At 59.0% G+C, this 20,623-nt stretch carries 22 protein-coding genes; 13 read left to right on the plus strand and 9 right to left on the minus strand.

From position 1 onward, the window contains the following. Nucleotides 1-7 precede the first annotated feature (7 nt). Nucleotides 8-814 (minus strand): 5-deoxy-glucuronate isomerase, encoded by an 807-nt coding sequence (locus tag SO058_RS06440; RefSeq protein ID WP_320842166.1) that lies wholly within the window; start codon nt 812-814, stop codon nt 8-10. A 270-nt stretch (nt 815-1,084) separates the two neighbouring features. On the opposite strand from SO058_RS06440, the gene SO058_RS06445 reads away from it, so the two are divergent. Further along, nucleotides 1,085-1,966 carry an AraC family transcriptional regulator gene (locus SO058_RS06445; RefSeq protein ID WP_320842167.1) on the plus strand — a complete coding sequence of 294 codons (882 nt, stop codon included), beginning with the start codon at nt 1,085-1,087 and terminating at the stop codon, nt 1,964-1,966. A gap of 41 nt (nt 1,967-2,007) precedes the next feature. Here SO058_RS06445 and SO058_RS06450 read toward each other — a convergent pair whose 3' ends face one another. Then, nucleotides 2,008-3,309 carry an MFS transporter gene (locus SO058_RS06450; RefSeq protein ID WP_320842168.1) on the minus strand — a complete coding sequence of 434 codons (1,302 nt, stop codon included), beginning with the start codon at nt 3,307-3,309 and terminating at the stop codon, nt 2,008-2,010. Between the two features lie 258 nt (nt 3,310-3,567). After that, nucleotides 3,568-4,323 (minus strand): DeoR/GlpR family DNA-binding transcription regulator, encoded by a 756-nt coding sequence (locus SO058_RS06455; protein ID WP_320842169.1) that lies wholly within the window; start codon nt 4,321-4,323, stop codon nt 3,568-3,570. A 102-nt stretch (nt 4,324-4,425) separates the two neighbouring features. Between SO058_RS06455 and SO058_RS06460 the strand changes: the two genes are divergently transcribed. After that, the gene (locus SO058_RS06460; RefSeq protein ID WP_320842170.1) at nt 4,426-4,590 is read left to right on the plus strand and encodes a hypothetical protein; all 165 of its coding nucleotides are present in this window, start codon (nt 4,426-4,428) and stop codon (nt 4,588-4,590) included. On the opposite strand, the gene SO058_RS06465 is transcribed toward SO058_RS06460, so the two are convergent. Further along, nucleotides 4,587-5,768 carry an iron-containing alcohol dehydrogenase gene (locus SO058_RS06465; protein ID WP_320842171.1) on the minus strand — a complete coding sequence of 394 codons (1,182 nt, stop codon included), beginning with the start codon at nt 5,766-5,768 and terminating at the stop codon, nt 4,587-4,589. The genes SO058_RS06460 and SO058_RS06465 overlap by 4 nt on opposite strands. Before the next feature lie 13 nt (nt 5,769-5,781). Then, the gene (deoC, locus tag SO058_RS06470; protein WP_320842172.1) at nt 5,782-6,486 is read right to left on the minus strand and encodes a deoxyribose-phosphate aldolase; all 705 of its coding nucleotides are present in this window, start codon (nt 6,484-6,486) and stop codon (nt 5,782-5,784) included. Nucleotides 6,487-6,668: 182 nt separating this feature from the next. On the opposite strand from deoC, the gene SO058_RS06475 reads away from it, so the two are divergent. The 5 genes from SO058_RS06475 to SO058_RS06495 all read left to right on the plus strand — a co-directional run bounded on the left by SO058_RS06475 (nt 6,669) and on the right by SO058_RS06495 (nt 12,165). Next, a complete protein-coding gene (locus SO058_RS06475) occupies nt 6,669-7,382 on the plus strand; it encodes a Crp/Fnr family transcriptional regulator (RefSeq protein WP_320842173.1) in 714 nt (237 codons plus the stop codon). A gap of 215 nt (nt 7,383-7,597) precedes the next feature. Next, nucleotides 7,598-8,449: a transketolase gene (locus tag SO058_RS06480; RefSeq protein ID WP_320842174.1), complete on the plus strand. Its 852-nt coding sequence runs from the start codon at nt 7,598-7,600 to the stop codon at nt 8,447-8,449. A 15-nt stretch (nt 8,450-8,464) separates the two neighbouring features. Continuing rightward, nucleotides 8,465-9,430 carry a transketolase family protein gene (locus SO058_RS06485; RefSeq protein ID WP_320842175.1) on the plus strand — a complete coding sequence of 322 codons (966 nt, stop codon included), beginning with the start codon at nt 8,465-8,467 and terminating at the stop codon, nt 9,428-9,430. Nucleotides 9,431-9,543: 113 nt separating this feature from the next. Next, nucleotides 9,544-10,905: an MATE family efflux transporter gene (locus SO058_RS06490; protein WP_320842176.1), complete on the plus strand. Its 1,362-nt coding sequence runs from the start codon at nt 9,544-9,546 to the stop codon at nt 10,903-10,905. An 87-nt stretch (nt 10,906-10,992) separates the two neighbouring features. Further along, complete coding sequence (locus SO058_RS06495) at nt 10,993-12,165, plus strand: NAD(P)-dependent malic enzyme (protein ID WP_320842177.1); 1,173 nt, start codon at nt 10,993-10,995, stop codon at nt 12,163-12,165. A 37-nt stretch (nt 12,166-12,202) separates the two neighbouring features. On the opposite strand, the gene SO058_RS06500 is transcribed toward SO058_RS06495, so the two are convergent. Both SO058_RS06500 and SO058_RS06505 read right to left on the minus strand, forming a co-directional pair. Continuing rightward, nucleotides 12,203-13,000, minus strand: a complete 798-nt coding sequence (locus tag SO058_RS06500) for a prepilin-type N-terminal cleavage/methylation domain-containing protein (protein WP_320842178.1) — start codon at nt 12,998-13,000, stop codon at nt 12,203-12,205. Further along, complete coding sequence (locus tag SO058_RS06505) at nt 12,997-13,206, minus strand: hypothetical protein (RefSeq protein WP_320842179.1); 210 nt, start codon at nt 13,204-13,206, stop codon at nt 12,997-12,999. The genes SO058_RS06500 and SO058_RS06505 overlap by 4 nt, the downstream gene beginning before the upstream one ends. Nucleotide 13,207: 1 nt before the next feature. Here SO058_RS06505 and iolE point away from each other — a divergent pair, with 1 nt between their 5' ends. After that, nucleotides 13,208-14,134, plus strand: a complete 927-nt coding sequence (gene iolE, locus SO058_RS06510) for a myo-inosose-2 dehydratase (protein ID WP_320842180.1) — start codon at nt 13,208-13,210, stop codon at nt 14,132-14,134. A 43-nt stretch (nt 14,135-14,177) separates the two neighbouring features. Here iolE and SO058_RS06515 read toward each other — a convergent pair whose 3' ends face one another. Next, nucleotides 14,178-15,590, minus strand: a complete 1,413-nt coding sequence (locus tag SO058_RS06515; RefSeq protein WP_320842181.1) for an FtsX-like permease family protein — start codon at nt 15,588-15,590, stop codon at nt 14,178-14,180. Beyond that, on the minus strand, nt 15,583-16,350 hold the full coding sequence (locus SO058_RS06520) for an ABC transporter ATP-binding protein (RefSeq protein WP_320842182.1): 768 nt from the start codon (nt 16,348-16,350) through the stop codon (nt 15,583-15,585). Before SO058_RS06520 ends, SO058_RS06515 begins: the two co-directional genes overlap by 8 nt. A 188-nt stretch (nt 16,351-16,538) precedes the next feature. Between SO058_RS06520 and pyrH the strand changes: the two genes are divergently transcribed. The 5 genes from pyrH to SO058_RS06545 are packed head-to-tail and all read left to right on the plus strand — an operon-like array spanning nt 16,539 to nt 20,601. Then, on the plus strand, nt 16,539-17,261 hold the full coding sequence (gene pyrH, locus SO058_RS06525) for a UMP kinase (RefSeq protein WP_320842183.1): 723 nt from the start codon (nt 16,539-16,541) through the stop codon (nt 17,259-17,261). A 1-nt stretch (nt 17,262) separates the two neighbouring features. Then, complete coding sequence (frr, locus tag SO058_RS06530) at nt 17,263-17,817, plus strand: ribosome recycling factor (protein ID WP_320842184.1); 555 nt, start codon at nt 17,263-17,265, stop codon at nt 17,815-17,817. A 51-nt stretch (nt 17,818-17,868) separates the two neighbouring features. Beyond that, complete coding sequence (locus tag SO058_RS06535) at nt 17,869-18,612, plus strand: isoprenyl transferase (protein ID WP_320842185.1); 744 nt, start codon at nt 17,869-17,871, stop codon at nt 18,610-18,612. Nucleotides 18,613-18,637: 25 nt separating this feature from the next. Then, nucleotides 18,638-19,456 carry a phosphatidate cytidylyltransferase gene (locus SO058_RS06540; protein WP_320842186.1) on the plus strand — a complete coding sequence of 273 codons (819 nt, stop codon included), beginning with the start codon at nt 18,638-18,640 and terminating at the stop codon, nt 19,454-19,456. Between the two features lie 5 nt (nt 19,457-19,461). Further along, nucleotides 19,462-20,601 carry a 1-deoxy-D-xylulose-5-phosphate reductoisomerase gene (locus SO058_RS06545; RefSeq protein ID WP_320842187.1) on the plus strand — a complete coding sequence of 380 codons (1,140 nt, stop codon included), beginning with the start codon at nt 19,462-19,464 and terminating at the stop codon, nt 20,599-20,601. Nucleotides 20,602-20,623 lie beyond the last annotated feature (22 nt).

The following is a 20,623-nucleotide window of genomic DNA, read 5'->3' on the forward strand; positions in this document are numbered from 1 at the left end:
AACTCGATCAGTTGCCGGTCGGGCAGTGCCAGATGTGGTCGTTGGCATCCTCGGCGACCATCCACTCGTGCTCCTTATCGTCGATACGAGTCTTGTCCCACGGGTCGCCCGGCAGGTGGCGGATGCCCCAGGCGTAGCAGCAGGCATAGCCCGGCGCCGCGGCCTGCGCGTGCATCTTGTCCGTGATGATAGCGAGGCCGTTGTGGTGGGTCTCGTAGATCTCATCGTTGCCCCAGCCGGCGCCGAAGCCCTGCGGCTTGTCATAGCGGTAGAAATAGACCTCGGGCTGCGGATGGTGGTGCGGCGGATAGGAGGACCACTTGCCCGGCAGCATGACGACTTCGCCCAGCACCATGTTGGAGTAGGGGGCGTTGTCCAGGTCGAAGCAGGTGCGCACGTCGCGCTTGATGCAGCCCATCAGTTCGCCCTTGTTGCCGCGGGACCAGGTGTCGGTATCCTCGGGCGTATACATCTTGGAGGCGAACGTCTTGTCGTTCATGGTCTTCTGGACGAAGATGTTGGCCTCGCCGTTCGCCACGATCTCGATCTTGACGCCCTTGCACACATGCAGGCAGGACGGGTTATAGTCGAACGGGTTCGGACGGTCGACGTCGTAGGACTGGCCTTCCCATTTGAGCGTGCATTTGCCGTCGAACACCAGGACCGCGACTTCCTTCTCGGCCTCTTCGATCGCGTAGGTGTCGCCGCTCTCCATGACGAGCAGCGCGACGTCCATCATGGCGTCCTTGCCGATGCCCTCGTCCAGACGGATATATTCGTTGTATCCGCGCTTGACTTGCTTATCAATGTACATGCGTTTTCCCTCCGAATAAAAATTTTGAAATATCTTGCCGGCGGAACGCCGCCGGTGGTGCACAGCTTTATTATACCATGGATGGCTTTGGCAATCTCCACAAAAACGTATTGCCAAAATGCGGCATATGATACAACAAAAATACGGTTTTTGAAAGAATCCGTACTTGCCTAACTGGCTGTCTGCGACTATAATTATATCATAAGGATGCTGAAACGCTTGCAATATCTTCACAAACAATAACACGATTTTCAGGAAAGGGGAGAGGGCATGGACGCGGCGCGGCGGGAGAAGCGGGAGCACGGCACACTGGGCTTTCCTTTCCAGATTTATCCGGCGCTGGACGGCAGCGAGGCGCAGGACAGCGATTTCATCCCCTATCATTGGCACCCTGAGCTGGAGATCATCACGGTGGACGCGGGGCAGGTGTCGGTGACGATCGCCGATCATGTGTATGAAGGCGCGCGGGGGGACGTGTTTTTCTGCGCGGGCGAGCAGCTGCACGAGATTCGCGCGGCAGGGCGCGCAAACCAGTTCCATTCGTTTGTGTTTGCAGCCGATTTCTTGGAATTTGCACGCGGCGACCAAGTGCAGAGCGAGCTGCTTGCGCCGCTCGCCGAGGGGCGGCTGCAATTTGCGACCTGCCTGCGGCGCGGCGAAGCGGGGCAGGACGAGGTGCGCGCGCTGCTGGCGCAGATCATGCGCGCGTGTTTGAACAGGTCGCCCGGCTACCAGCTTGCGGTCAAGGCGGCGCTTCTGGGCGTGGTTGCCGTGTGCGCTGAACACGGCCTGCTCCGCGAGCTCGACCGGCCGGCCTCGGACTATAAAGCACGGCAGCTCAAGGAGATCGTGGGCTATTTGAGCGAGCATTTCGCCGAGCCGCTGCCGCTGCCCGAGGTCGCAGCAAGGTTTGGGTTGTCGCCCCAGTATTTCTGCACTTTTTTTAAGGACAATTTCGGGAAAACGCTGACCCAGCACATCAATTCGCTTCGCATCGAGCAGGCCGCGCGCCTGCTGCGCGAGACCGACCTGCCGGTGATGGAGGTCGGCTTCAACGTCGGTTTCGACAATTTCAGCTACTTTATCAAGCGGTTCCGCGCGGTGTACGGCGCGTCGCCGTCGGCTTACCGCAAGGGGAGCGGCGCCGTGTAAGAGGCAAGGCAAAGCCCGCCGCATCTGCGGCGGGCTTTTTGCTACGATTTTCTGTTTTCGAGTGCCCACAAATGGGGGTCTTTGCGGAAGAGCAGGCAGGTGAGTACGCCCTCAACAGAGAGCGCCAGAAACAGCAGCGCCGCCCCGGTGCCTTTACCTGAACCAAGCAGGCTCACGAAGAAACTGTTCAGGCCCTGCGCGGACATAAACGGCTCGAATACCCTGTCGACCAGAAAGCCCCCCAGCAGATAGCCGACCGGGATGGTGAAAAACTGCAGCGCATTTCGCGCCGCGTAAACGCGCCCTTGCATTTCGACCGGGATGTGCGAGCGCAGAAGTACGTCCATATTGGCGTTCATAAGCGGGATGCACAGCCAGCCGAGCACCGCGCCGAGGCACCACACCGGCGCGCCGCGCCCAAGCGCAAGCAGCAGGTTTTCGGTGGACATGGCGAAGAGCAGCGAATTGCAGATGACCCGCACGCGGCTTTTGGGCGCGGGGGCGAGCGAAACGAGCACGCTGCCCACAACGTTCGCGACGCCCGTGCACATATTGACCAGCCCAAAAACGGTTTCCCCGCCGCCCGGGCGGGAGAGCAGCATGGCGGGCAGCGCAGCGTTATAGACCGACGCGGTCAGGTTGATAGCGGCCAGAAACAGGATCAGGTCGAGTACGCCGCGGTGCTGCCGCAGGAAGCGCAGGCCGCTGCGCACCGCGGCAAGCAGGCGCTCCTGCCCGTCCTCCCGTACCGGCGGGCGCGGGATACGGATGCGCAACGCCAGCGTCAGGAACGCGGCTGCAAACGTCAGCAGATCGAACAGGAACACGGCTTCGATGCCAAACAGCCCGAGCAGCGCGGACGCGAGCGCGGGGGACAGGATCGTGATGAGCGAGCTCGAGAGCGACCGCAGGCCGCCGACCCGCTGATATTGCGCCTTGGGCGCGAGCAGGCTGACCGCTACATCGGACGCGGGCTGCTGAAAAGTGTTCATCAGCCCGTTCAGAGCGTTGAGCACGTACAAGTGCCAAATCTCGAGCATGCCGGCGTGCAGCAGCGCAAAAGTGGCCAAGGTACCGAGCGCGGCCAGCGTGTCGCAGACGAGCATGGTGCGCTGTTTGTCCCAGCGGTCACTGAGCGCGCCCGCGAAGATGGAAAGCAGCACATAGGGCGCATAGGTGCACACCGAGAGCAGCGCGGTGACGAGCGCAGAGCCGTGCTGCTGATAAGACCAGACGATCAGCGCGAACGTGGTCATGGCGCTGCCGAGCTCGGAGAAAGATTGCGTGCTCCAAAGGATTAAAAAGGTATGAAGCCCGGCAAAGGGCTTGTTTTTCGATTGCATGGTGACTTTGCTCCTTTTATTTGATGCCTAATGCCGGATAAAACCGGAAAGATCATAAAAAGCATGCAAAGTCCTTGCCGGACGGATGTTCAGAAGTTTCGCTCCATGCGGTGCCGTCCGCTTGTCAGACCTTGCATGGAGCTTTCACAATGCAGAGACGCATCTCGCCGCCGCCTTTCCTTAGGAAGTACTTTCAGTATAGGAGGGAGGCGCGGAAAAGTCAAGAAAAGGGCGTCCCCAATGGGACGCCCTGAGAGGTCATTCAAAGCGGATCTGCACGTTTTCCCGTTTGCACAGGTCAAGGTATTCCGCAGGCGGTTCGCGGTCGGTGATAAAGCCGGTCAGGTCTTTCAGGTGGCAGAAAGTGACGATGGCCTCGCGGTTCAGCTTTGAGGAATCGGCCATTAAGTAGATATGGTCGGCCCGCTGGACGACCGCGCGCTTGATCTCGGCTTCGAGAAAGGTCGTATTGGTCATGCCGGCGGTCAGCGATACACCGGTCGCGCCCATGAACGCCTTGGTGATGCGCATGGCCGCGAGCGCCTCAATGGTAGACAGGCCGACAAAGGAATCGGTCGTCGGGCTGTAAATACCGCCGAGTGAGATCAGGTTCAGGTTTTCATATTTTGCCGCCTCACTCATCGCGCCGAGCGAATGGGTGATGATGGTGATATGCTTTTTGGCGACCAAATAGCGCAAAAGGCACAGCGTCGTCGTGCCAGAATCGATGAAAATGGTGTCGCCGTCCGCGATCTCCTCGGCGGCCAGCCGCCCGATGAGCGATTTATCGGCCATGTTGAGTCCGGAACGGATGGGCGTGGGCACGGCGCCGCCCGGCACGGTGGCAGTCACGCCGCCGTAAACTTTGGTGATATGGCCGCGCATTTCCAGCTCGTTCAGGTCGCGGCGGATCGTGTTTTTGGAGACGCCAAACACCTCGCAGAGCTCGTCAATACTGACGGTCTCGCGGGAGATCACATATTGTTCGATTGAATTGAGCCGGCTGACTTTCATCTTCCTATATCCCCCATCTTGTCGCGTTACCAATCTGTTTTTGATACAAGACATAGTTTATCAAATATTCTTTGGATTGTCTACTGGCTGGAAAACGCTGAAATGAGTGAGGAAAAACGAGATAAAACTGCTATTTCAGGTCGCGGTATCGGGACCGCGGGATTTTATCAGAATAAAACGGTGGTTAACTCATGGGCAAAATTTTATTTCTTACTGTGCAGGTTTAGCGTCATTGATGGTAAATTTCTGGAACTTGCAGGCGGTTAGCCGCAGCATTGGCGAACCAGAAAACGGATATCGTTTAACGTGGGTACTTTCACATAATTTCCCATGTCGCCCTGATAATTCTCATAAATGAAAGCGGAGAAAGGCTCCTGCTGCGCCTCGGTCAGGCCATAGGTTCGCATGGTGACCCGCCCGCCCAGAATGCGTTCAAACAACCGGTTCAGCAGGTCGGGAAGAGCGTGTGCCGCGGCGCGGTCGTCCTCAGGAAGGGCGCGGTCGAATACACGCGCGACAGCAGCGAGCTGCGGGAGACCCTCCGGCAGTGTCCAGCGGATGATGGGCGCGGTACAGGTGGCCAAGCTACCGCCGTGCGGCGCGTCCGTCCAGCCGGACAAGCATTGGCCGAGCACGTGGCCGATCGTGCATGGACAGTGAGCGATTGCCATGCCGCCGAGCAGAGCGGCATATGCCATCGCGCCGCGCGCTTCGACGTTGTCTCCGTGGAAACAGCAGGTTTCAATGTTTTCCGCGAACAGGCGCATGCTTTCGAGCGCGATCATGCGGGAAAAATAGGTGGATTTGATGTTGGTATAGGATTCATAGGCGTGTGCAAATGTGTCGATGCCGGTCATAGCGGTGAGTTGCTGTGGGATGCCGGTCATAAGTTCCGGATCGATGAGCGCGACGGCGGGATAGAGCAAGAAACTGCGGATCGAGCATTTCCGCTGTAAATCCGGGTTGGTGACGACCGAATAAATTGTCGCTTCGGAACCTGTGCCTGAGGTGGTCGGCACCGCGATCAGCGGCAGCGGCGGCTCGGTGATTTCCTCATAGGGATGCGTTTCCAGCGCCGCGTAATTCCAGCTTGATCGTCCGTTGGTCGCGACCATGGCGACCGCTTTGCCAATGTCGATCGCGCTGCCGCCGCCGAGCGCAATCACAAGGTCACAGCCGTTTTGCACACATTCCGCGGCTTTTTCATCCATATCAGCAGCGCGGGGATTGGGTCGCGTATTGTAATTTTCAATGGTTTCCACTCCTGCTTCGTGCAGAAAGGACAATGCGCGCGCGGCGGTCTGGCTGCCCTCAAAAAAGGGATCGAAAATCACATACGCGCGTTTTCCAAACGGCCGCGCGATCCCGCCAAGTTGTGCAAGCATACCCGCGCCAAATTCCACACGGGTCGGGAAACGGATAAAACTTCGTTTAAGAGGGGGCATCGCGATCCCTCCTTCATGACAAGCTGTCCGGACAGCCGCGCAGAATATCCATGCCGCGGCGAGAGCCCAGCCGATCGGCGCCGATCATCAGCATGGCGCGTGCGGTCTGATAATCCGCAATCGGGCCGGCGGCCTTGACGCCCAGCTTCTCGCCGACTACATCCTTCATTAGCTTGACGTCGCCCAGGATTGCCGCGCCGGTTCCGAAACCGGTGCTGGTCTTTACATAGTCCATGCCGGTTTCCATTGCGATTTCGCAGGCGCGGATTTTTTCCGCGTCGGTCAGGTAGCAGCATTCCAGAATGGCCTTGATGGTGATGCCGTGTCCGTGCGCGGCTGCGGCGCAGGCAGCGTAGTCCTCGCGCAGCAGCGCCCAGTCGTGCGACTTGATCGCGCCGATATTGGACACGATGTCAATGGTACCCGCGCCGAGCGCAATCGAGCGTTCGACCTCGGCGGCCTTGGAAGCGGGCTCGAGCGCGCCAAAGGGGAACGCGACGACCGTGGCGACCTTGATATCGGTGCCGCGGAAAAACTCAGCGGCTTTTTTGGTGTAGCAGTTGTTGACGCAGGCAACTTTGAAGCCGTTGTCCCGAACCTCATGCAGGAACTGGTCTATTTCCGCCTCGGTGGTGTAGGGGACGAGCATGGAATGGTCAATTTTGGCGGCCATTTCGGCGCGGGAAAAGTCGGTCTTGGTGGTGATGGGATAATTCATAGATGTTTCCTCCTTTGTGTATCAAAAATTGGCACAGCCCTTTGATGCTTTCAGTATACTGCCTGCAATCGACAAGAATTGTAGCGTGCGCTACAAAAAAAGCCAAAAGAACGCCCGGGTTTTCTGTGCAAATTGGCGCGGCTGTGCTACAATAGACAAAACGGTGGAAAGGGGATTGTGCTATGCAAAGGAGGGCGGCTTTTGCGTTCGGGCAAAGCGTCGGCCGGGACACCACGCTTTACAGCGTGTTCCGGCAGGCGGGCGAGCGGCGCTGCTTTGCCAAAGGGCAAATGGTGCACTTTCAGGGAGACGAGCCCGAGGCGTTTTATATGATAGAAGCCGGGCAGCTCCGTTCGTTTCTGCTGGCGGAGGATGGCAGACAGGTGACGCTTGAGGTGCTGGGGCCGGGCAAGCTGTTCGGGCAGGCGTCCTATTTTGGACGCGTGCCGCGGCTGACTTCGGCGCTGGCGGAAACGAAGTTGGAAATACTCGCCATTGATTATGAACGCCTGCGCCCGTATGTGGCGGCTGACGCGGGACTCGTGACCGAGGTCTTTGACCTGATGGGTTATTCTATCCGCATGCTGACCATCCGTATCAGCGGCATGGTGTTTTTGGACGCGGGCAAGCGGGTGGCAAACGCGCTGCTGCAGTTGGGCGCGTTTGCGGGAAGCGGCGCGCCCGTGATATCCTGCACGCATCAGGAGCTGGCCGAGCTGACCGGTCTAAACCGCGTAACGGTAACACGCGCGCTGCATGGGCTGGAGAAGCACGGCTGGCTGAAACTGTCTTACCGGGCGGTGGAACTGCGCGACCCCGCTGCGCTCGGCCGGTATATTGACCCGGCGACCGGGTCAATTTTACCAGAATGCCACGAAAATGCTACCAAGACATAACAAACAATTTTCAAGTTTTTACACAAGTCTTTTTGTGTAAAATCCCGTGTAAACCAAAAGAGCGCGCGAAATTTTTGTGCACAAATCCACGAATACTTATTGAAATCCGGCAGGTCAGGTGATACACTTGTAAATGAAAACGGCGATTTATTATGCGCCGGATTCCGGAACCATTCCGCGGAGAGAAAATTATATGAATTAGGCAGGTGTATGCAATGCAGAAAGCAGAAAAAATGCAGGAGCTTCGCGTTTTTGCAGCGCAGATCCGTCTTGAAACGCTCAAGACGATCGGCTCGCTGGGCTTCGGCCACGTTGGTGGCTCGATGTCGGTTGCGGACGCTCTGGCGGTGCTCTACGGAGACGTCATGAAGGTCGATCCGAAGAACCCCCGCTGGGAAGACCGCGACTGGTGCGTCATGTCCAAGGGACATGCCGGCCCGGCCATGTACGCCACCCTCGGCCTCAAGGGCTTTTATCCCCTCGAGCAGGCGTATACCCTCAATAAGCCCCACACCAACTTCCCGTCCCACACCGACCGTCTGAAGACCCCGGGTGTCGACCTGACGACCGGCTCGCTCGGCCAGGGCGTATCCACGGCTGTCGGCGCTGCGCTCGGCAACAAGATCGACGGACGCGACAACCACACGTTCCTCTTCATCGGCGACGGCGAGGCCGACGAGGGCCAGGTCTGGGAAGGCGTGCAGTTCGCTGCGCACTATAAGCTTGACCACCTGATTTGTTTTGTGGACTATAACAAACGCCAGCTCGACGGTGCCTGCGAAGACATCATGAGCCACGGCAAGGGCATTGGCGCCAAGTTCGACGCGTTCGGCTGGAACGTGATCGACGTCAAGGACGGCAACGACGTGGAGCAGATCTACGACGCCGTTCAGGCCGCTTACGCCAACACCGGCAAACCCACCTGCATCGTTCTGAACACCGTCAAGGGCAAGGGCGCGACCTTTGCGGAGCCCTCGGGCGCGCACTCTTCGCAGCCGACTCCCGAGCAGTGGGAAGAAGCGATCAAGGCCTCTGAGGCGGCTTATGCCGCTGTCAAGGCACAGTAAGGGAGGGAATGCATAATGAGTTTCACTTTGATTGGTAAGCACGAGAAAGATTCCCGTGCGATGCGCGACGCTTATGTGACCGCGCTGCATGATATGATGTCTGCGGGCAAGCCCGTTGTCCATATCGACTGCGACCTCGAAGGCTGCAGCAACACCGGCAAGCTCGCCAAGGAGTTCCCGAACAACGTTTTTAACGCGGGCATCGCGGAAGCCAACGCCATGGGCGTTTCCGCCGGCCTGTGCGCGACTGGCAAGACTGTGTTCATGCACTCGTTCGGCCCGTTTGCTTCGCGCCGTTCGTTCGACCAGGCGTTCATGTCCGCCGCTTACGCGGAGCTGCCGGTACATATCATCGGCTCTGACCCGGGCGTTTGCGCGGCGTTCAACGGCGGCACGCATATGCCGTTCGAGGACATGGCACTTTACCTGTCCGTTCCGGGCGCGGTCGTTATCGACCCGACCGATTACGCCATGCTCAACTGCCTGACCAAGAAGCTGGCTGATTCCGGCAAGTTCTCCTACACCCGCCTCATCCGCAAGGGCTTCACCACCGTTTACGAGGACGGCTCCGATTTCGAGATCGGCAAGGGCGTTACGCTGCGCGAGGGCAAGGACGTTGCCATCATCGCGTCCGGCATCATGGTGGACGAGGCTCTGAAAGCCGAGGAGGCTTTGAAAGCTGAGGGCATTTCGGCTAAGGTCGTCGATATGTTCACCTGGAAGCCGCTCGACGAAGAGCTGGTCAAGAAGTGCGCCGCGGACTGCGGCTGCATCGTCACCGCTGAAAACCATCAGGTCGGCTGCGGCCTCGGCAGCGTAGTTGCAAACTGCGTCGCCAAGAACTGCCCGGTTCCGATGGAGATGGTCGGCGTGCTGGATCGCTTCGGCCAGGTCGGCCCGGAAAACTTCCTGCGCGAGGAGTACAACCTGACCGCGAACGACATCGTCGCCGCCGTCAAGAAGGCTGTTGCGCGCAAGTAATCGAAAAACAGCAAAAGAGGAACGCTTTGGCGTTCCTCTTTTTTATGCTTTACGAAACCCCATCGTCCCAGTATAATGAGATGAGATTAAAATGAGAAAGGGGAGGGAGGCCGTTGGACGAGCAGGAAAGCGTGCTCGGCACCGCTCCGGTCGGCAAGCTGGTGCTGCAGCTCGCCATTCCCGCCATGCTGGCGCAATTCGTCAATATCCTGTACAGCGTGATCGACCGCATTTATGTCGGCCATATCGCGGGCGTGGGCGAAATGGCGCTGGCGGGCGTGGGTGTGTGCGGCCCGGTCGTGGCGATGATCACCGCGTTCGGCGCGTGGGTCGGCTTCGGCGGCGGGCCGCTCATGAGCATCCGCATGGGGCGGCGCGACATGGATGGGGCGCGGCAGGTCGTTTCGTCGAGCTTTTGGCTGCTGCTCGCGCTGTCCGCGCTGGTGACCGTGCCGGTGTTTGCATTGCGGCGGCCGATCCTGTTTGCGTTTGGCGCGAGCGAGGCAACCTACCCCTATGCGGGCGCGTATTTCTCCATTTACATCGTGGGAACGGTGTTCGCGCTGCTTTCTTCGGGGCTGAACCAGATCATCATGAGCCAGGGCTTTGCGGGCGTCGCCATGCGGTCGGTCATGCTGGGGGCGGCGGCCAATATCATCCTGGATCCCGTGCTGATTTTCGGGCTTCGTATGGGCGTTCGCGGAGCGGCGCTTGCGACCGTGCTTTCCCAGCTTTGCTCCAGCCTTTATACGCTGCGCTTTCTGTTTGGGAAGCGGGCGCTGGTCGGCATCAGGCCGCGGGAATGGTCGCCCGGTTGGACGCGGCGCATTTTGCAGGTCGGCCTGTCGCCTGCGCTCATCATTGCGCTGGATAACGTCATGCTGATCGCGGTCAATATCATGCTGCAAAAGCACGGCGGCGTGCGAAGCGACAGCCTGATTGCCTGCGCGGCCATCCTGCAGAGCTTTATGCTGATCGTCACCATGCCGCTTGGCGGCATCACGGCGGGGACACAGGCCATTTTGGGCTATAATTACGGCGCGGGGCGAACAGAGCGCGTCCTGTCTGCGGAAAAGCGCATTATGCTGCTGTGTCTGGCGTTCACCGGGCTGATGTTCCTGCTCGCCCGCTTTGTGCCCGGACAGTTTGCACAGATTTTTACGAGCGATCCGGACTATATCGAACTGTCGGCGTGGATGATCCGAACCTATACGCTGGGGATCTGCGGCCTATGCATCCAATATCCGTTCGTCGATGGGCTGACTGGTATGGGGCTGGTCAAATGGGGCCTGTGTTTTTCCATGTTTCGCAAGATCGTGTTCATGGTGGGGGTGCTCCTCCTGCCCGCGTTTTTTTCGGTCGAGGCGTTGTTTTACGCCGAGCCGCTTTCCGACGCGGCCGCCGCCATCGTATCTTTTATCGGCTTTGCGGTATTGCTGCCCCGGCTAATGCGCAAACGCGAGCTCGAAGGGTGAATCTCTGTGGAATCTGCCGCTTTGCAAGCGGCGGCTTTTGATGTACAATGAAATAAGAGAAATATGTGCCGATATGGAGGAGAAAGAATGGATCTCAAAGAACGCGCGCTCAAAGCCCATGAAGCGTGGGGCGGCAAGATCGAAGTCGTCGCCCGATGCGAAGTGAATTCAAAGGACGACCTTTCGGTCGCCTATACGCCCGGCGTGGCCGAGCCCTGCCTTAAAATCAAGGACGACCCCTCGCTGAGCTACACCTATACCCGCCGCCACAATCTGGTCGCGGTCATTACGGACGGCACCGCTGTGCTCGGCTTGGGCGATATCGGCCCGGAGGCCGGCATGCCGGTCATGGAAGGCAAGTGCGCGCTCTTCAAGGCTTTTGCCGACGTGGACGCGTTCCCGCTCTGCGTCAAAAGTAAGGATGTGGACGAGATCGTGCGCACGGTCGAGTTGATTTCGGGTTCGTTCGGCGGCATCAATCTGGAGGACATCTCCGCGCCGCGCTGCTTTGAGATCGAAAAGCGGCTCAAAGAGGTCTGCGATATCCCGGTATTCCACGACGACCAGCACGGCACTGCCGTCTGCTGCGGCGCGGCGCTTTTAAACGCCTGCCGCCTGACCGGCCGCAAGGTCGATGAAATCAAGATGGTGGTAAACGGCTGCGGCGCTGCGGCGATCGCGGTCACAAAGTTTTTGATGTTCCTCGGCGTAAAGGATATCACAATGGTCGAGCGGTTCGGCATCGTATGCGAGGGCGACGAGCGCCTGAACCCCGCGCAGGAGGAAATGGCCAGAAGGACCAACCGGGGACACTTGACCGGCACGCTGGCCGATGCGGTCAAGGGCGCGGATGTATTTTTCGGCATGTCTGCCCCGCAGGTGCTCACCGGTGAAATGGTATCTACCATGGCTGAAAACCCGATGGTGTTCGCCATGGCAAACCCGGTGCCCGAGATCTGGCCGGAGGATGCCAAAAAGGGCGGTGCGGCGGTCGTTGGCACAGGGCGGTCGGACTACCCCAACCAGATCAACAACGTGCTGGCGTTCCCGGGCATTTTCCGCGGCGCGCTGGACGTGCGCGCGAGCGACATCAACGAGGAAATGAAGCTCGCGGCGGCGAAGGCGATCGCGGCCTGCGTATCGGACGCGGAGTTGAGCCCGGAATACATCATGCCTATGGCGTTCGACAAGGCGGTGATCGACGCGGTGGCGCACGCAGTCGCGCAGGCGGCGCGCGATTCAGGTGTGGCGCGGATTTGAAAAACAAAACCGAGCGGCGACAGCCGCTCGGTTTTTTCTACTTTAAATAGGTCACTCGTACCGCTTTCCAAAGGCGGCTGGTCGAGACCTCGTCGTGCAGCGACTGGGTGTTGGCAAAGCTGGTGATGGAATAGTTGTCCGGCGTACCGTTTGCCCGCACCCGCTGATACCAAACGTCGTCAATTGGATCGTATACCAAGGGGACATACCATGAGTTCAGCAGATTGGTGCCATCGCCCACACGGGCAAACAGCCAAGTGTTCTGCGGGTCTCTGGTGTTGGTTTGGAAAAACGGTTCATATTGGTAAACGGTGCCGTCTCCGCCGTCGATCGTCATGGTAGGCCATTTGTTGCCGTTCTCTTCAAAGAATTTGCCGCGCATCGAACTATTGTCGCTGTTTGGCTGGCCTTGATGCGCTTCGAGATAGGAGATAAAGTCTTTGAGCAAGCCTTGACTGGGCGTTTCAATATCAATATCGCCGCCGCCGGTATGCTTGCTGCAAACAACGGAAACGGAATGATCACCTTTCTCAATGGAAAACGTACCGCCCGATGGACAGGAGATGTCGGTCAGGTACGCGCCGGCGCCGCGGAGCTGCCCCGCCACCGTGTCCCACGGTTCGCCGTCATATAGAGACCCCAAAAAGCTGTCATCGAGCTGGATGGCCGCCGCGACCAGATTCCTCGCGGCCTCGCGGTCGCCCGCACACGCGTTTGCCTGCACCTTTTCAAGCTGGTTTGAAACGACCGGGATAGCGACCGCAACCAGCAGGCCGATGATTACGATTACTACGACCATTTCGACCACGGTAAAACCGCGTCTGCTGTCTTTCACGCCGTGCCATCCCCCTTTTCCGCCGCGCCGCGCGGACGTTTTTGTTTATTGTAGCACAGGGCGGCGAAAAAGGGAAGAAAGGCTTTCTCGTAGGCGGTTTGCGCGGCAAAAATGCGTTTGACTTTTGCATAGCGTTTCGCTACAATAGAACTAGCCAATGAAGCAGCGCCGGAGCGGCGTGAGAGAGAAGAAAATGGAGGTATCATTATGTTAGATCCGAAGAAGGTAAGGCTGGGCATCTGCCCGATCGGCTGGTCGAACGACGATATGTGGGACCTGGGCGATGAAAACACGTTCCAGCAGTGCGTTTCCGAGATGAAGCTCGCGGGCTTTGACGGCTGCGAGGTCGGCCATAAGTACCCGGAGGACAAAGAAGTACTCAAGCACATGCTCGACGTGCGCAATATGACGATCGCGTCCAAGTGGTTTTCCTCGTTCCTGGTCGACAAGCCGTACGAGGAAGTGGAAGCCGAATTTATTAAGGAACTGGAATACCTGTCCTATGTCGGCGCGACCGCCATCAACGTTTCCGAGCAGTCGGGTTCGATTCAGGGCATGGATGACAAGCGTATCCTCAAGGATAAGCGCGTGCTGACCGACGCCGAGTGGGACCGCTTCTGCGATGGCATGAACAAGCTGGGCAAGCTGTCGATGGAGAAGTATGGCATCCGCACCTGCTTCCATCATCATATGGGTACGGTCTGCCAGACGGTGGAGGAAACCATCCGCCTGATGGAGAACACCGATCCCAAGTACGTATTCCTGTGCTTTGATACCGGCCACTTCACCTTTGCGGGCGAAGATCCGGTCGCGATGCTGGAGAAATTCGCCGACCGTGTCGGCCATGTGCACCTGAAGAATATGCGCATGCCGATCGTTGAGAAGGTCAAGGCCGAGGACTGGTCCTTCCTGAAGGCTGTCCGCAACGGCGCGTTCACCGTACCGGGCGACCCGGACGGCTGCGTCGAGTTCGATAAGGTCTTTGACCTGCTGGACAAGGCCGGTTATTCCGGCTGGATCATGGTCGAGGCCGAGCAGGACCCGGCAAAGGCCAATCCGTTCGAGTACGCCAAGATGGGCCGCGAGTACATCACCGCGCACACCGGTCTGGGCGGCGAAGTCGTCCTCAAGTAAAGAAGCGCAAACAGAAGCCCCGTCCGACCGGACGGGGCTTTTCTTATGCGATCGTGCGCAGATAGGCGCGCGAGGTCAGCAGATAGCAGGCGGCGTAGACGGCGCAGAAGACCAGCATGGACAGCGCGATGCCGGAAAACAGCACAGCCTGGTCAGTGATGGCCAGCACGTTCATAAAGGTGCCCAGAATGGGGGCGGCGAACGCGATATGCACGAGCGCTGTGCCGAGCGGAAGCAGGAAGACCGCGCGAAGCTGTTTTTTTGCGGTCGACGCGCTCATCTCGTCAGAAAGGCCGACCGCACGCAGGATGCCGAACCTGCCGGCGTCCTCCATGCCCTCGGCGAGCTGCTTATAATGGAGCACGAGCGCGGTGCAGGCCAGAAAGACCAGCACAAAGAACACGCCCAGAAACGCGAGCGTCGTGAACTCCATGATCAGCTCCTGCATGGTCAGGTTTGCGGTGTTCAGGCCGATCTGCCCCTCGGCAAGGGCTTTGCCAAGCATCGCGGCCGCGTCGCCCTGCCCAAGCAGCACGCACATCGAGCAGCAAAGCGTAAACAGCGACGCAGAACTGAACAGGCAGATGTTGGTGAGCCCGGCCGCGTTTTTCCGCATGCGGTGCTGGAGGCCGGAAACGATGATGAAGCGGGAGGGGTCGGCATAAAACCGTCCGCCTTTCCGCAGCCTGCCAAGGATCTGTGCGCTGCCCGCGGTGAATACTCCGTAGGTGCCGAGGATGACGAGCAGCAGAGCCAGGAAAAAGCCGTGCACAGTGAATGTCCGCACATTGGTGGTGAGTGCGATGGAGTAACCGCCGGCCAGACATAGGACACCCAGCAACGCGAGAAGCGGTTTGGCACGCAGCGGTTTTTCCCCTTGCTGCTGCCCGTGCAGCAGGGACGCAGGCTGCGTGCGCAGGACACGCCACACGCCGAGCAGCAGCAAAATGAGAAACGCGGCGGCGAGCACCTTGACGGTCGCCGCGATAGGCGCGGCTGACAGCGCCCACGCGATATCGACCCGCACATGGAGCGCGGCGAGCAGGCCGTCTATCACGAGCGGGCAAAGGACCGCGCCCGCGCCGACGCCAAGCAGCAGGCACAGAGAAAAGCAGATCAGGTTTTCGATCAGCAGCACGCCGGCGATGTGGCGGCGCTCCAGCCCCAGCACGGTATAAAGCGCCAGCTCACGACTGCGCCCTTTGAGCAGATAGCTGTATACGTATACCAAGAACGGTACGACCACAATGGGCATCAGATAGTAGCCAACGCCCATTAGAATACGGATGTTGTCTCCATCCGGGATGTTTTGACCAAACGAATCATTCCAGACAAACGCCGCGATGATAAAATAGACCATTGTCATAAACGAGGTGGCAAGAACAAAAGGCAGATATAGGCGACGGTTCCCATATAGCCCGCGCAGCGCGAGGCGGGGCAGCAGCAGATTACGCAAGGCGTTCGCCTCCTTGCCGCAGCGCGGTCAGGCGGCCCGCGAGACGGGGATAAAACGCCTCGCGGGACAGTTCGCCGCGTGAGATCTCGTCCGCGATCTGCCCGTCACGGATGAACAGCACGCGGGAGGCGTGGCTGGCCGCGTCCAGGCTGTGTGTGACCATGACGATGGTCTGCCCGTCATTCTGGTTGTAGGCGTCGAGCAGGCCGAGCAGCTGGGAAGCCGAGCCGGAATCGAGCGCGCCGGTCGGCTCGTCCGCGAGCAGCAGCATCGGACGGGTGATGAGCGCGCGGGCCGCCGCCGCCCGCTGCCGTTCGCCGCCTGAGACCTCGTAGGGATATTTATCGAGCAGGCTGGAGATGCCGAGGCGCTCAGTGAGCAGGGCAAGGCGGTTTTTCATTTCCTGTTCCTGTTTGCCCGCCAGTACGAGCGGGAACAGGATGTTTTCCCGCAGCGAGAGGGTGTCGAGCAGGTTGCAGTCTTGAAAGATAAAGCCGAGCCTGTCCCGGCGAAACGCGGCGAGCGCGCGTCCCGGAATGGATGCCATATCGGTGCCGTCCAGCAGGATACGGCCGTCTGTCGGCCGTTCGAGCGCGGCGAGCAGGGTCAAAAGGGTGGTTTTCCCACTGCCGCTTTCGCCCATGACCGCGACGTATTCTCCCTGTCCGACCGCGAAATCAACGCCGCGCAGCGCATGCACCGCGCGCCCGCCGAAACGGGTCACATAATCCTTTGTAAGGCTTTCTACCTTGAGCAACATGAAATGACCTCCTTTAGTATCATTGTTCTAAATGAATGATACAATAATACAATGCAGCTTGGTGATTGTCAAGTGCTTTGTGAACGGAAGCGGAGAAAAAGTGAATTTCACGCTGAAAACCCTTTGCAAAGTAGCCCTCGATAGGGTAGAATATAGAAAGGAATATACTGAGGGTAAGGAGTGTTACGATGCAGACACCCAAATACAAGCGCGTGCTGATCAAGATCAGCGGAGAAGCGCTTGCAGGAGATAAGCATTTCGGGCTGAATTTCGATGTGATCGGCCCGGTGTGCGATGTAATCAAGAAATGCAACGAGATGGGCACGGAAATCGGCATCGTTGTCGGCGGAGGCAACTTCTGGCGCGGCGTCAAGGACGGCGGCGGTAAGATGGAGCGCACCCGCGCCGACCATATGGGTATGCTGGCGACTACGATCAATGCGCTCGCGCTTGCGGATGCGCTCGAGCAGCGCGGCGTGCCGGTGCGTGTGCAAACCGCGATCGAAATGAACCGCATCGCCGAACCGTACATCCGTCAGCGGGCGACCCGCCATCTGGAAAAAGGCCGTGTGGTCATTTTTGGCTGCGGCACGGGCAACCCGTTTTTCTCGACCGATACGGCAGCCGTCCTGCGCGCCGCTGAGATCGGCGCGGAAGTGATCCTGCTCGCCAAGAATATCGACGGCGTGTACGATTCCGACCCGGCTGTGAACCCGGATGCGAAAAAGTACGACCATCTCTCGTATATGGACGTGCTGGGGCAGGGGCTCCGCGTTATGGATTCGACCGCAACTTCGCTGTCGATGGACAACCACATCCCGATTCTGGTGTTCGCGTTGAGCGATCCCGAAAATATCTGCCGTGCCGTAAACGGGGAAAAAATCGGCACGATTGTACAGGAGGAAGAATGAGATGAAGGCTGAACTGAACGTATATGAAGAGAAAATGAAAAAAACGCTCGACGTGCTGGCAAAGGAGCTTGCCGCCGTGCGCGCCGGCCGCGCCAATCCTGCGGTTCTCGATAAGATTACTGTGGAATACTACGGCGCGCCCACGCCGCTTCAGCAGGTCGCCGCGGTCTCGACGCCCGACCCCAGGACGCTGGCCATCCAGCCGTGGGACGCTTCGATCCTCAAGGCGCTGGAAAAGGCGATCCAGACCTCCGATCTCGGCCTGAACCCGCAGAACGACGGCAAGCAGATCCGCCTTTCGTTCCCGCCGCTGACCGAGGAGCGCCGCAAGGAGCTTATCAAGAACGTGTCCAAGATGGGCGAGGAAGGCAAAGTCGCGTTGCGCAATATCCGCCGTGACGCGATCGACAAGATGAAAGCCGCGAACAAGAAAAACGAGATGACCGAGGACGAACTGCACGAGGGCGAAGACAAGATGCAGAAGCTGACGGATAAATACGTCAAAGAAGTGGATGCAATGGTTGCAAAAAAGTCCAAGGAACTGGCGGAAGTATAAAAAGATGGGAGGGGCGGCGTTTCGCCGCCCCTTTTTATGGGGGATTTGGCAGTGGGGCTGTTTAAAAAGAAACCAAAAGCCGAAAAAGACCGTCCAGTACCGCGGCATATCGCGGTCATCATGGACGGGAACGGTCGCTGGGCAAAAAAACGCGGCCTGCCGCGGCAGGCGGGGCACAAGGTGGGCGCGGAGACTTTCCGCACCATCGCGACCTACTGCAAGGACATCGGCGTGCAGTATTTTACGGTCTATGCGTTTTCCACAGAAAACTGGAAACGCCCACCCGAGGAAGTGGATGCGCTGCTCGATCTGTTCCGTAAATACCTCAAGGAAGCGGCCGAGACGATGTTTGAGCGCGGCGTGGCGGTGCGCGTGCTGGGCGACCTGTCGCCGCTGCCGCCTGATATTCTGGAGCTGATCCGGGAGACCGGCGAAATCGCCGACACGCTCGGCCCGGACGCCGCAACCGCCAGCCTGTGTATCAACTACGGCGGCCGGGATGAGATCAAAAACGCGGTGCGCGCGCTGGCAAAAGAGGTCGAAAAAGGCAGCATACGCCCGGAGGATATCACAGAGGGTGATATTTCACGCCATCTGTACACGGCGCACATGCCAGACCCGGATTTGATCATCCGGCCGTCGGGCGAGATCCGCACGTCCAACTTCCTGCTTTGGCAGTCGGCGTATGCGGAATACTATTTTACGCCCGTACTATGGCCCGATTTTAAAACGGCAGACATGGATGAGGCGATCGACGCATTCAATAAAAGAAACCGGCGCTTCGGCGGCGTATAAAGAAAACGGGGTGCATGTTAAAGATATGAAAACCAGAGTGCTGTTCGGCGTGGCGGGCTTTATATTCGTGCTGCTTGCGCTGTATGTGTTCCCGCCTGTTGTGCTGGAGCTGATTGTGGCCGCGCTGTGCGTCCTGGCGACCTATGAGGTGCTGGGCTCGGCAAAGCTGGTGCGGAACCGCTTGCAGATTATACTGTGCTGCGGAATATCGTTCCTGTTTGCGGCCGGGCATTCCTCGCTGGTGCCCGCTTCGCCCGTCGCGATAGGACAGGGCTTGGCGTTCGTGCTGCTCGTACTCTCCTTTGCCATTTTGCTGCGCTTTCATGAAAGCATGCATGCGTCCGAAGTGGCGTGGGGGTTCTTTGGCGCGTTCGTTGTGCCGTATCTAATGCTGTCGCTTCTGCGCATTTTTCAGATGGAATACCATCACGGGCCGTTTCTGGTGCTGCTGCCGCTGCTCGCGGCTTGGGGCGCGGATACGTGCGCGCTGTTTACCGGATTGTTTTTCGGCAAGCATAAGCTTGCGCCCGTGGTCAGCCCGAAAAAGACGGTCGAGGGCGCTGTGGGCGGCGTGATCGGCGGCGCACTGCTGGTCGTGCTGGCGGCTGTGCTGATGAATGGGTTCCTCGATCTGGACCTCCCGCTGTGGGCAGCCGCCGTTTTGGGCGGCGCGGGCGCGGTGATGGGCGTGATTGGCGACCTGTCGTTCTCTATCATCAAGCGGCAGGCCGGTATTAAGGACTATGGAAGCATTTTCCCCGGGCACGGCGGCGTGCTCGACCGGTTTGACAGCGTACTGTTTGTTGCGCCGTTGGCCGAAATCATCCTGCGGATCATCTGGTGAAAGACATGAAGAAAATAGCAATCCTGGGCTCGACTGGGTCGATCGGCACGCAGACTGTCGATATTTTGCCCTCGATCGAAGCCGAGGTCGTCGCATTGACGACGAATAAACGCATAGACTTACTCGAAGGACAGGCGCGAAAGCTGAAGCCCAAAATGGTGTGCGCGTTTGACGAGGATGCCGCGAAAGCCCTGAAAACCGCGCTTGCCGATACTGATATTCGCGTGCTGTCCGGCATGGACGGGTTGATCGCCTGCGCCGCCGAATCGGGCGCGGACATCGTGGTAACCGCGGTGGTCGGCATGGTCGGCCTGCTGCCGACGATGGCGGCGATCGGAGCGGGTAAGGACATCGCGCTGGCCAACAAAGAAACGCTGGTCTGCGCGGGCGAGCTGGTTATGCGCGCGGCGCGGGAAAAGGGCGTTCAGATCCTGCCGGTCGATTCCGAGCATTCGGCGATCTTCCAGTGCGCGCAGGCCGCGCAGGGCAACCGCCTTTCCAAAATCATCCTGACCGCGTCGGGCGGGCCGTTTTTCGGAAAGTCCGCCGAAGAAATGCGGCGGGTGACGCGGGAACAGGCGCTCGCGCATCCCAATTGGAATATGGGCGCGAAAATCACCATCGATTCGGCGACCATGATGAACAAGGGACTGGAATTTATCGAGGCCATGTGGCTGTACGACATGCGCCCGGAGGACATCGAGATCGTCGTCCACCGCGAAAGCATCGTGCATTCACTCATTGAATTTGAGGACGGCGCGGTGCTCGCGCAGCTCGGCGTGCCCGATATGCGCCTGCCCATCCAGTACGCGCTGACGTACCCAGCGCGCGTGCCGTGCAAGGTGCCGCGCCTGCGGCTGAGCGAATTGGGTAGTTTGACATTTTTTGATCCGGATGAAGAAGCGTTTCCTGCGCTTACGCTCGCCAAGCTGGCAGCGGAGCGGAGGGGCAACCTGGGCGCTGTGCTTAACGGCGCGAACGAAGCCGCGGTCGGCCTGTTTCTGGATGGGAAAATCGGCTTTGCCGATATTGCCGAGCGCGTGCGCGAGGCAATGCGGCAGATCCCATACCGCCGCGTGCTGACGCTTGACGCGGTGCTTGAAAGCGACCGCCTCGCGCGGGAACAGGTGTACCGCACCGTCTAACCCCCGATTTCTGGAAGGAGAA

Source organism: Agathobaculum sp., assembly GCF_034098985.1.
Classification (GTDB): Bacteria; Bacillota; Clostridia; order Oscillospirales; family Butyricicoccaceae; genus Agathobaculum.

What these genes read in the sequence shown, in the direction of transcription:
- SO058_RS06440 (WP_320842166.1), bottom strand. Translation starts at nt 814, where the DNA reads ATGTACATTGATAAGCAAGTCAAGCGCGGATACAACGAATATATCCGT.
- SO058_RS06445 (WP_320842167.1), top strand. Translation starts at nt 1,085, where the DNA reads ATGGACGCGGCGCGGCGGGAGAAGCGGGAGCACGGCACACTGGGCTTT.
- SO058_RS06450 (WP_320842168.1), bottom strand. Translation starts at nt 3,309, where the DNA reads ATGCAATCGAAAAACAAGCCCTTTGCCGGGCTTCATACCTTTTTAATC.
- SO058_RS06455 (WP_320842169.1), bottom strand. Translation starts at nt 4,323, where the DNA reads ATGAAAGTCAGCCGGCTCAATTCAATCGAACAATATGTGATCTCCCGC.
- SO058_RS06460 (WP_320842170.1), top strand. Translation starts at nt 4,426, where the DNA reads ATGAGTGAGGAAAAACGAGATAAAACTGCTATTTCAGGTCGCGGTATC.
- SO058_RS06465 (WP_320842171.1), bottom strand. Translation starts at nt 5,768, where the DNA reads ATGCCCCCTCTTAAACGAAGTTTTATCCGTTTCCCGACCCGTGTGGAA.
- deoC (WP_320842172.1), bottom strand. Translation starts at nt 6,486, where the DNA reads ATGAATTATCCCATCACCACCAAGACCGACTTTTCCCGCGCCGAAATG.
- SO058_RS06475 (WP_320842173.1), top strand. Translation starts at nt 6,669, where the DNA reads ATGCAAAGGAGGGCGGCTTTTGCGTTCGGGCAAAGCGTCGGCCGGGAC.
- SO058_RS06480 (WP_320842174.1), top strand. Translation starts at nt 7,598, where the DNA reads ATGCAGAAAGCAGAAAAAATGCAGGAGCTTCGCGTTTTTGCAGCGCAG.
- SO058_RS06485 (WP_320842175.1), top strand. Translation starts at nt 8,465, where the DNA reads ATGAGTTTCACTTTGATTGGTAAGCACGAGAAAGATTCCCGTGCGATG.
- SO058_RS06495 (WP_320842177.1), top strand. Translation starts at nt 10,993, where the DNA reads ATGGATCTCAAAGAACGCGCGCTCAAAGCCCATGAAGCGTGGGGCGGC.
- SO058_RS06505 (WP_320842179.1), bottom strand. Translation starts at nt 13,206, where the DNA reads ATGATACCTCCATTTTCTTCTCTCTCACGCCGCTCCGGCGCTGCTTCA.
- iolE (WP_320842180.1), top strand. Translation starts at nt 13,208, where the DNA reads ATGTTAGATCCGAAGAAGGTAAGGCTGGGCATCTGCCCGATCGGCTGG.
- SO058_RS06520 (WP_320842182.1), bottom strand. Translation starts at nt 16,350, where the DNA reads ATGTTGCTCAAGGTAGAAAGCCTTACAAAGGATTATGTGACCCGTTTC.
- pyrH (WP_320842183.1), top strand. Translation starts at nt 16,539, where the DNA reads ATGCAGACACCCAAATACAAGCGCGTGCTGATCAAGATCAGCGGAGAA.
- frr (WP_320842184.1), top strand. Translation starts at nt 17,263, where the DNA reads ATGAAGGCTGAACTGAACGTATATGAAGAGAAAATGAAAAAAACGCTC.
- SO058_RS06540 (WP_320842186.1), top strand. Translation starts at nt 18,638, where the DNA reads ATGAAAACCAGAGTGCTGTTCGGCGTGGCGGGCTTTATATTCGTGCTG.
- SO058_RS06545 (WP_320842187.1), top strand. Translation starts at nt 19,462, where the DNA reads ATGAAGAAAATAGCAATCCTGGGCTCGACTGGGTCGATCGGCACGCAG.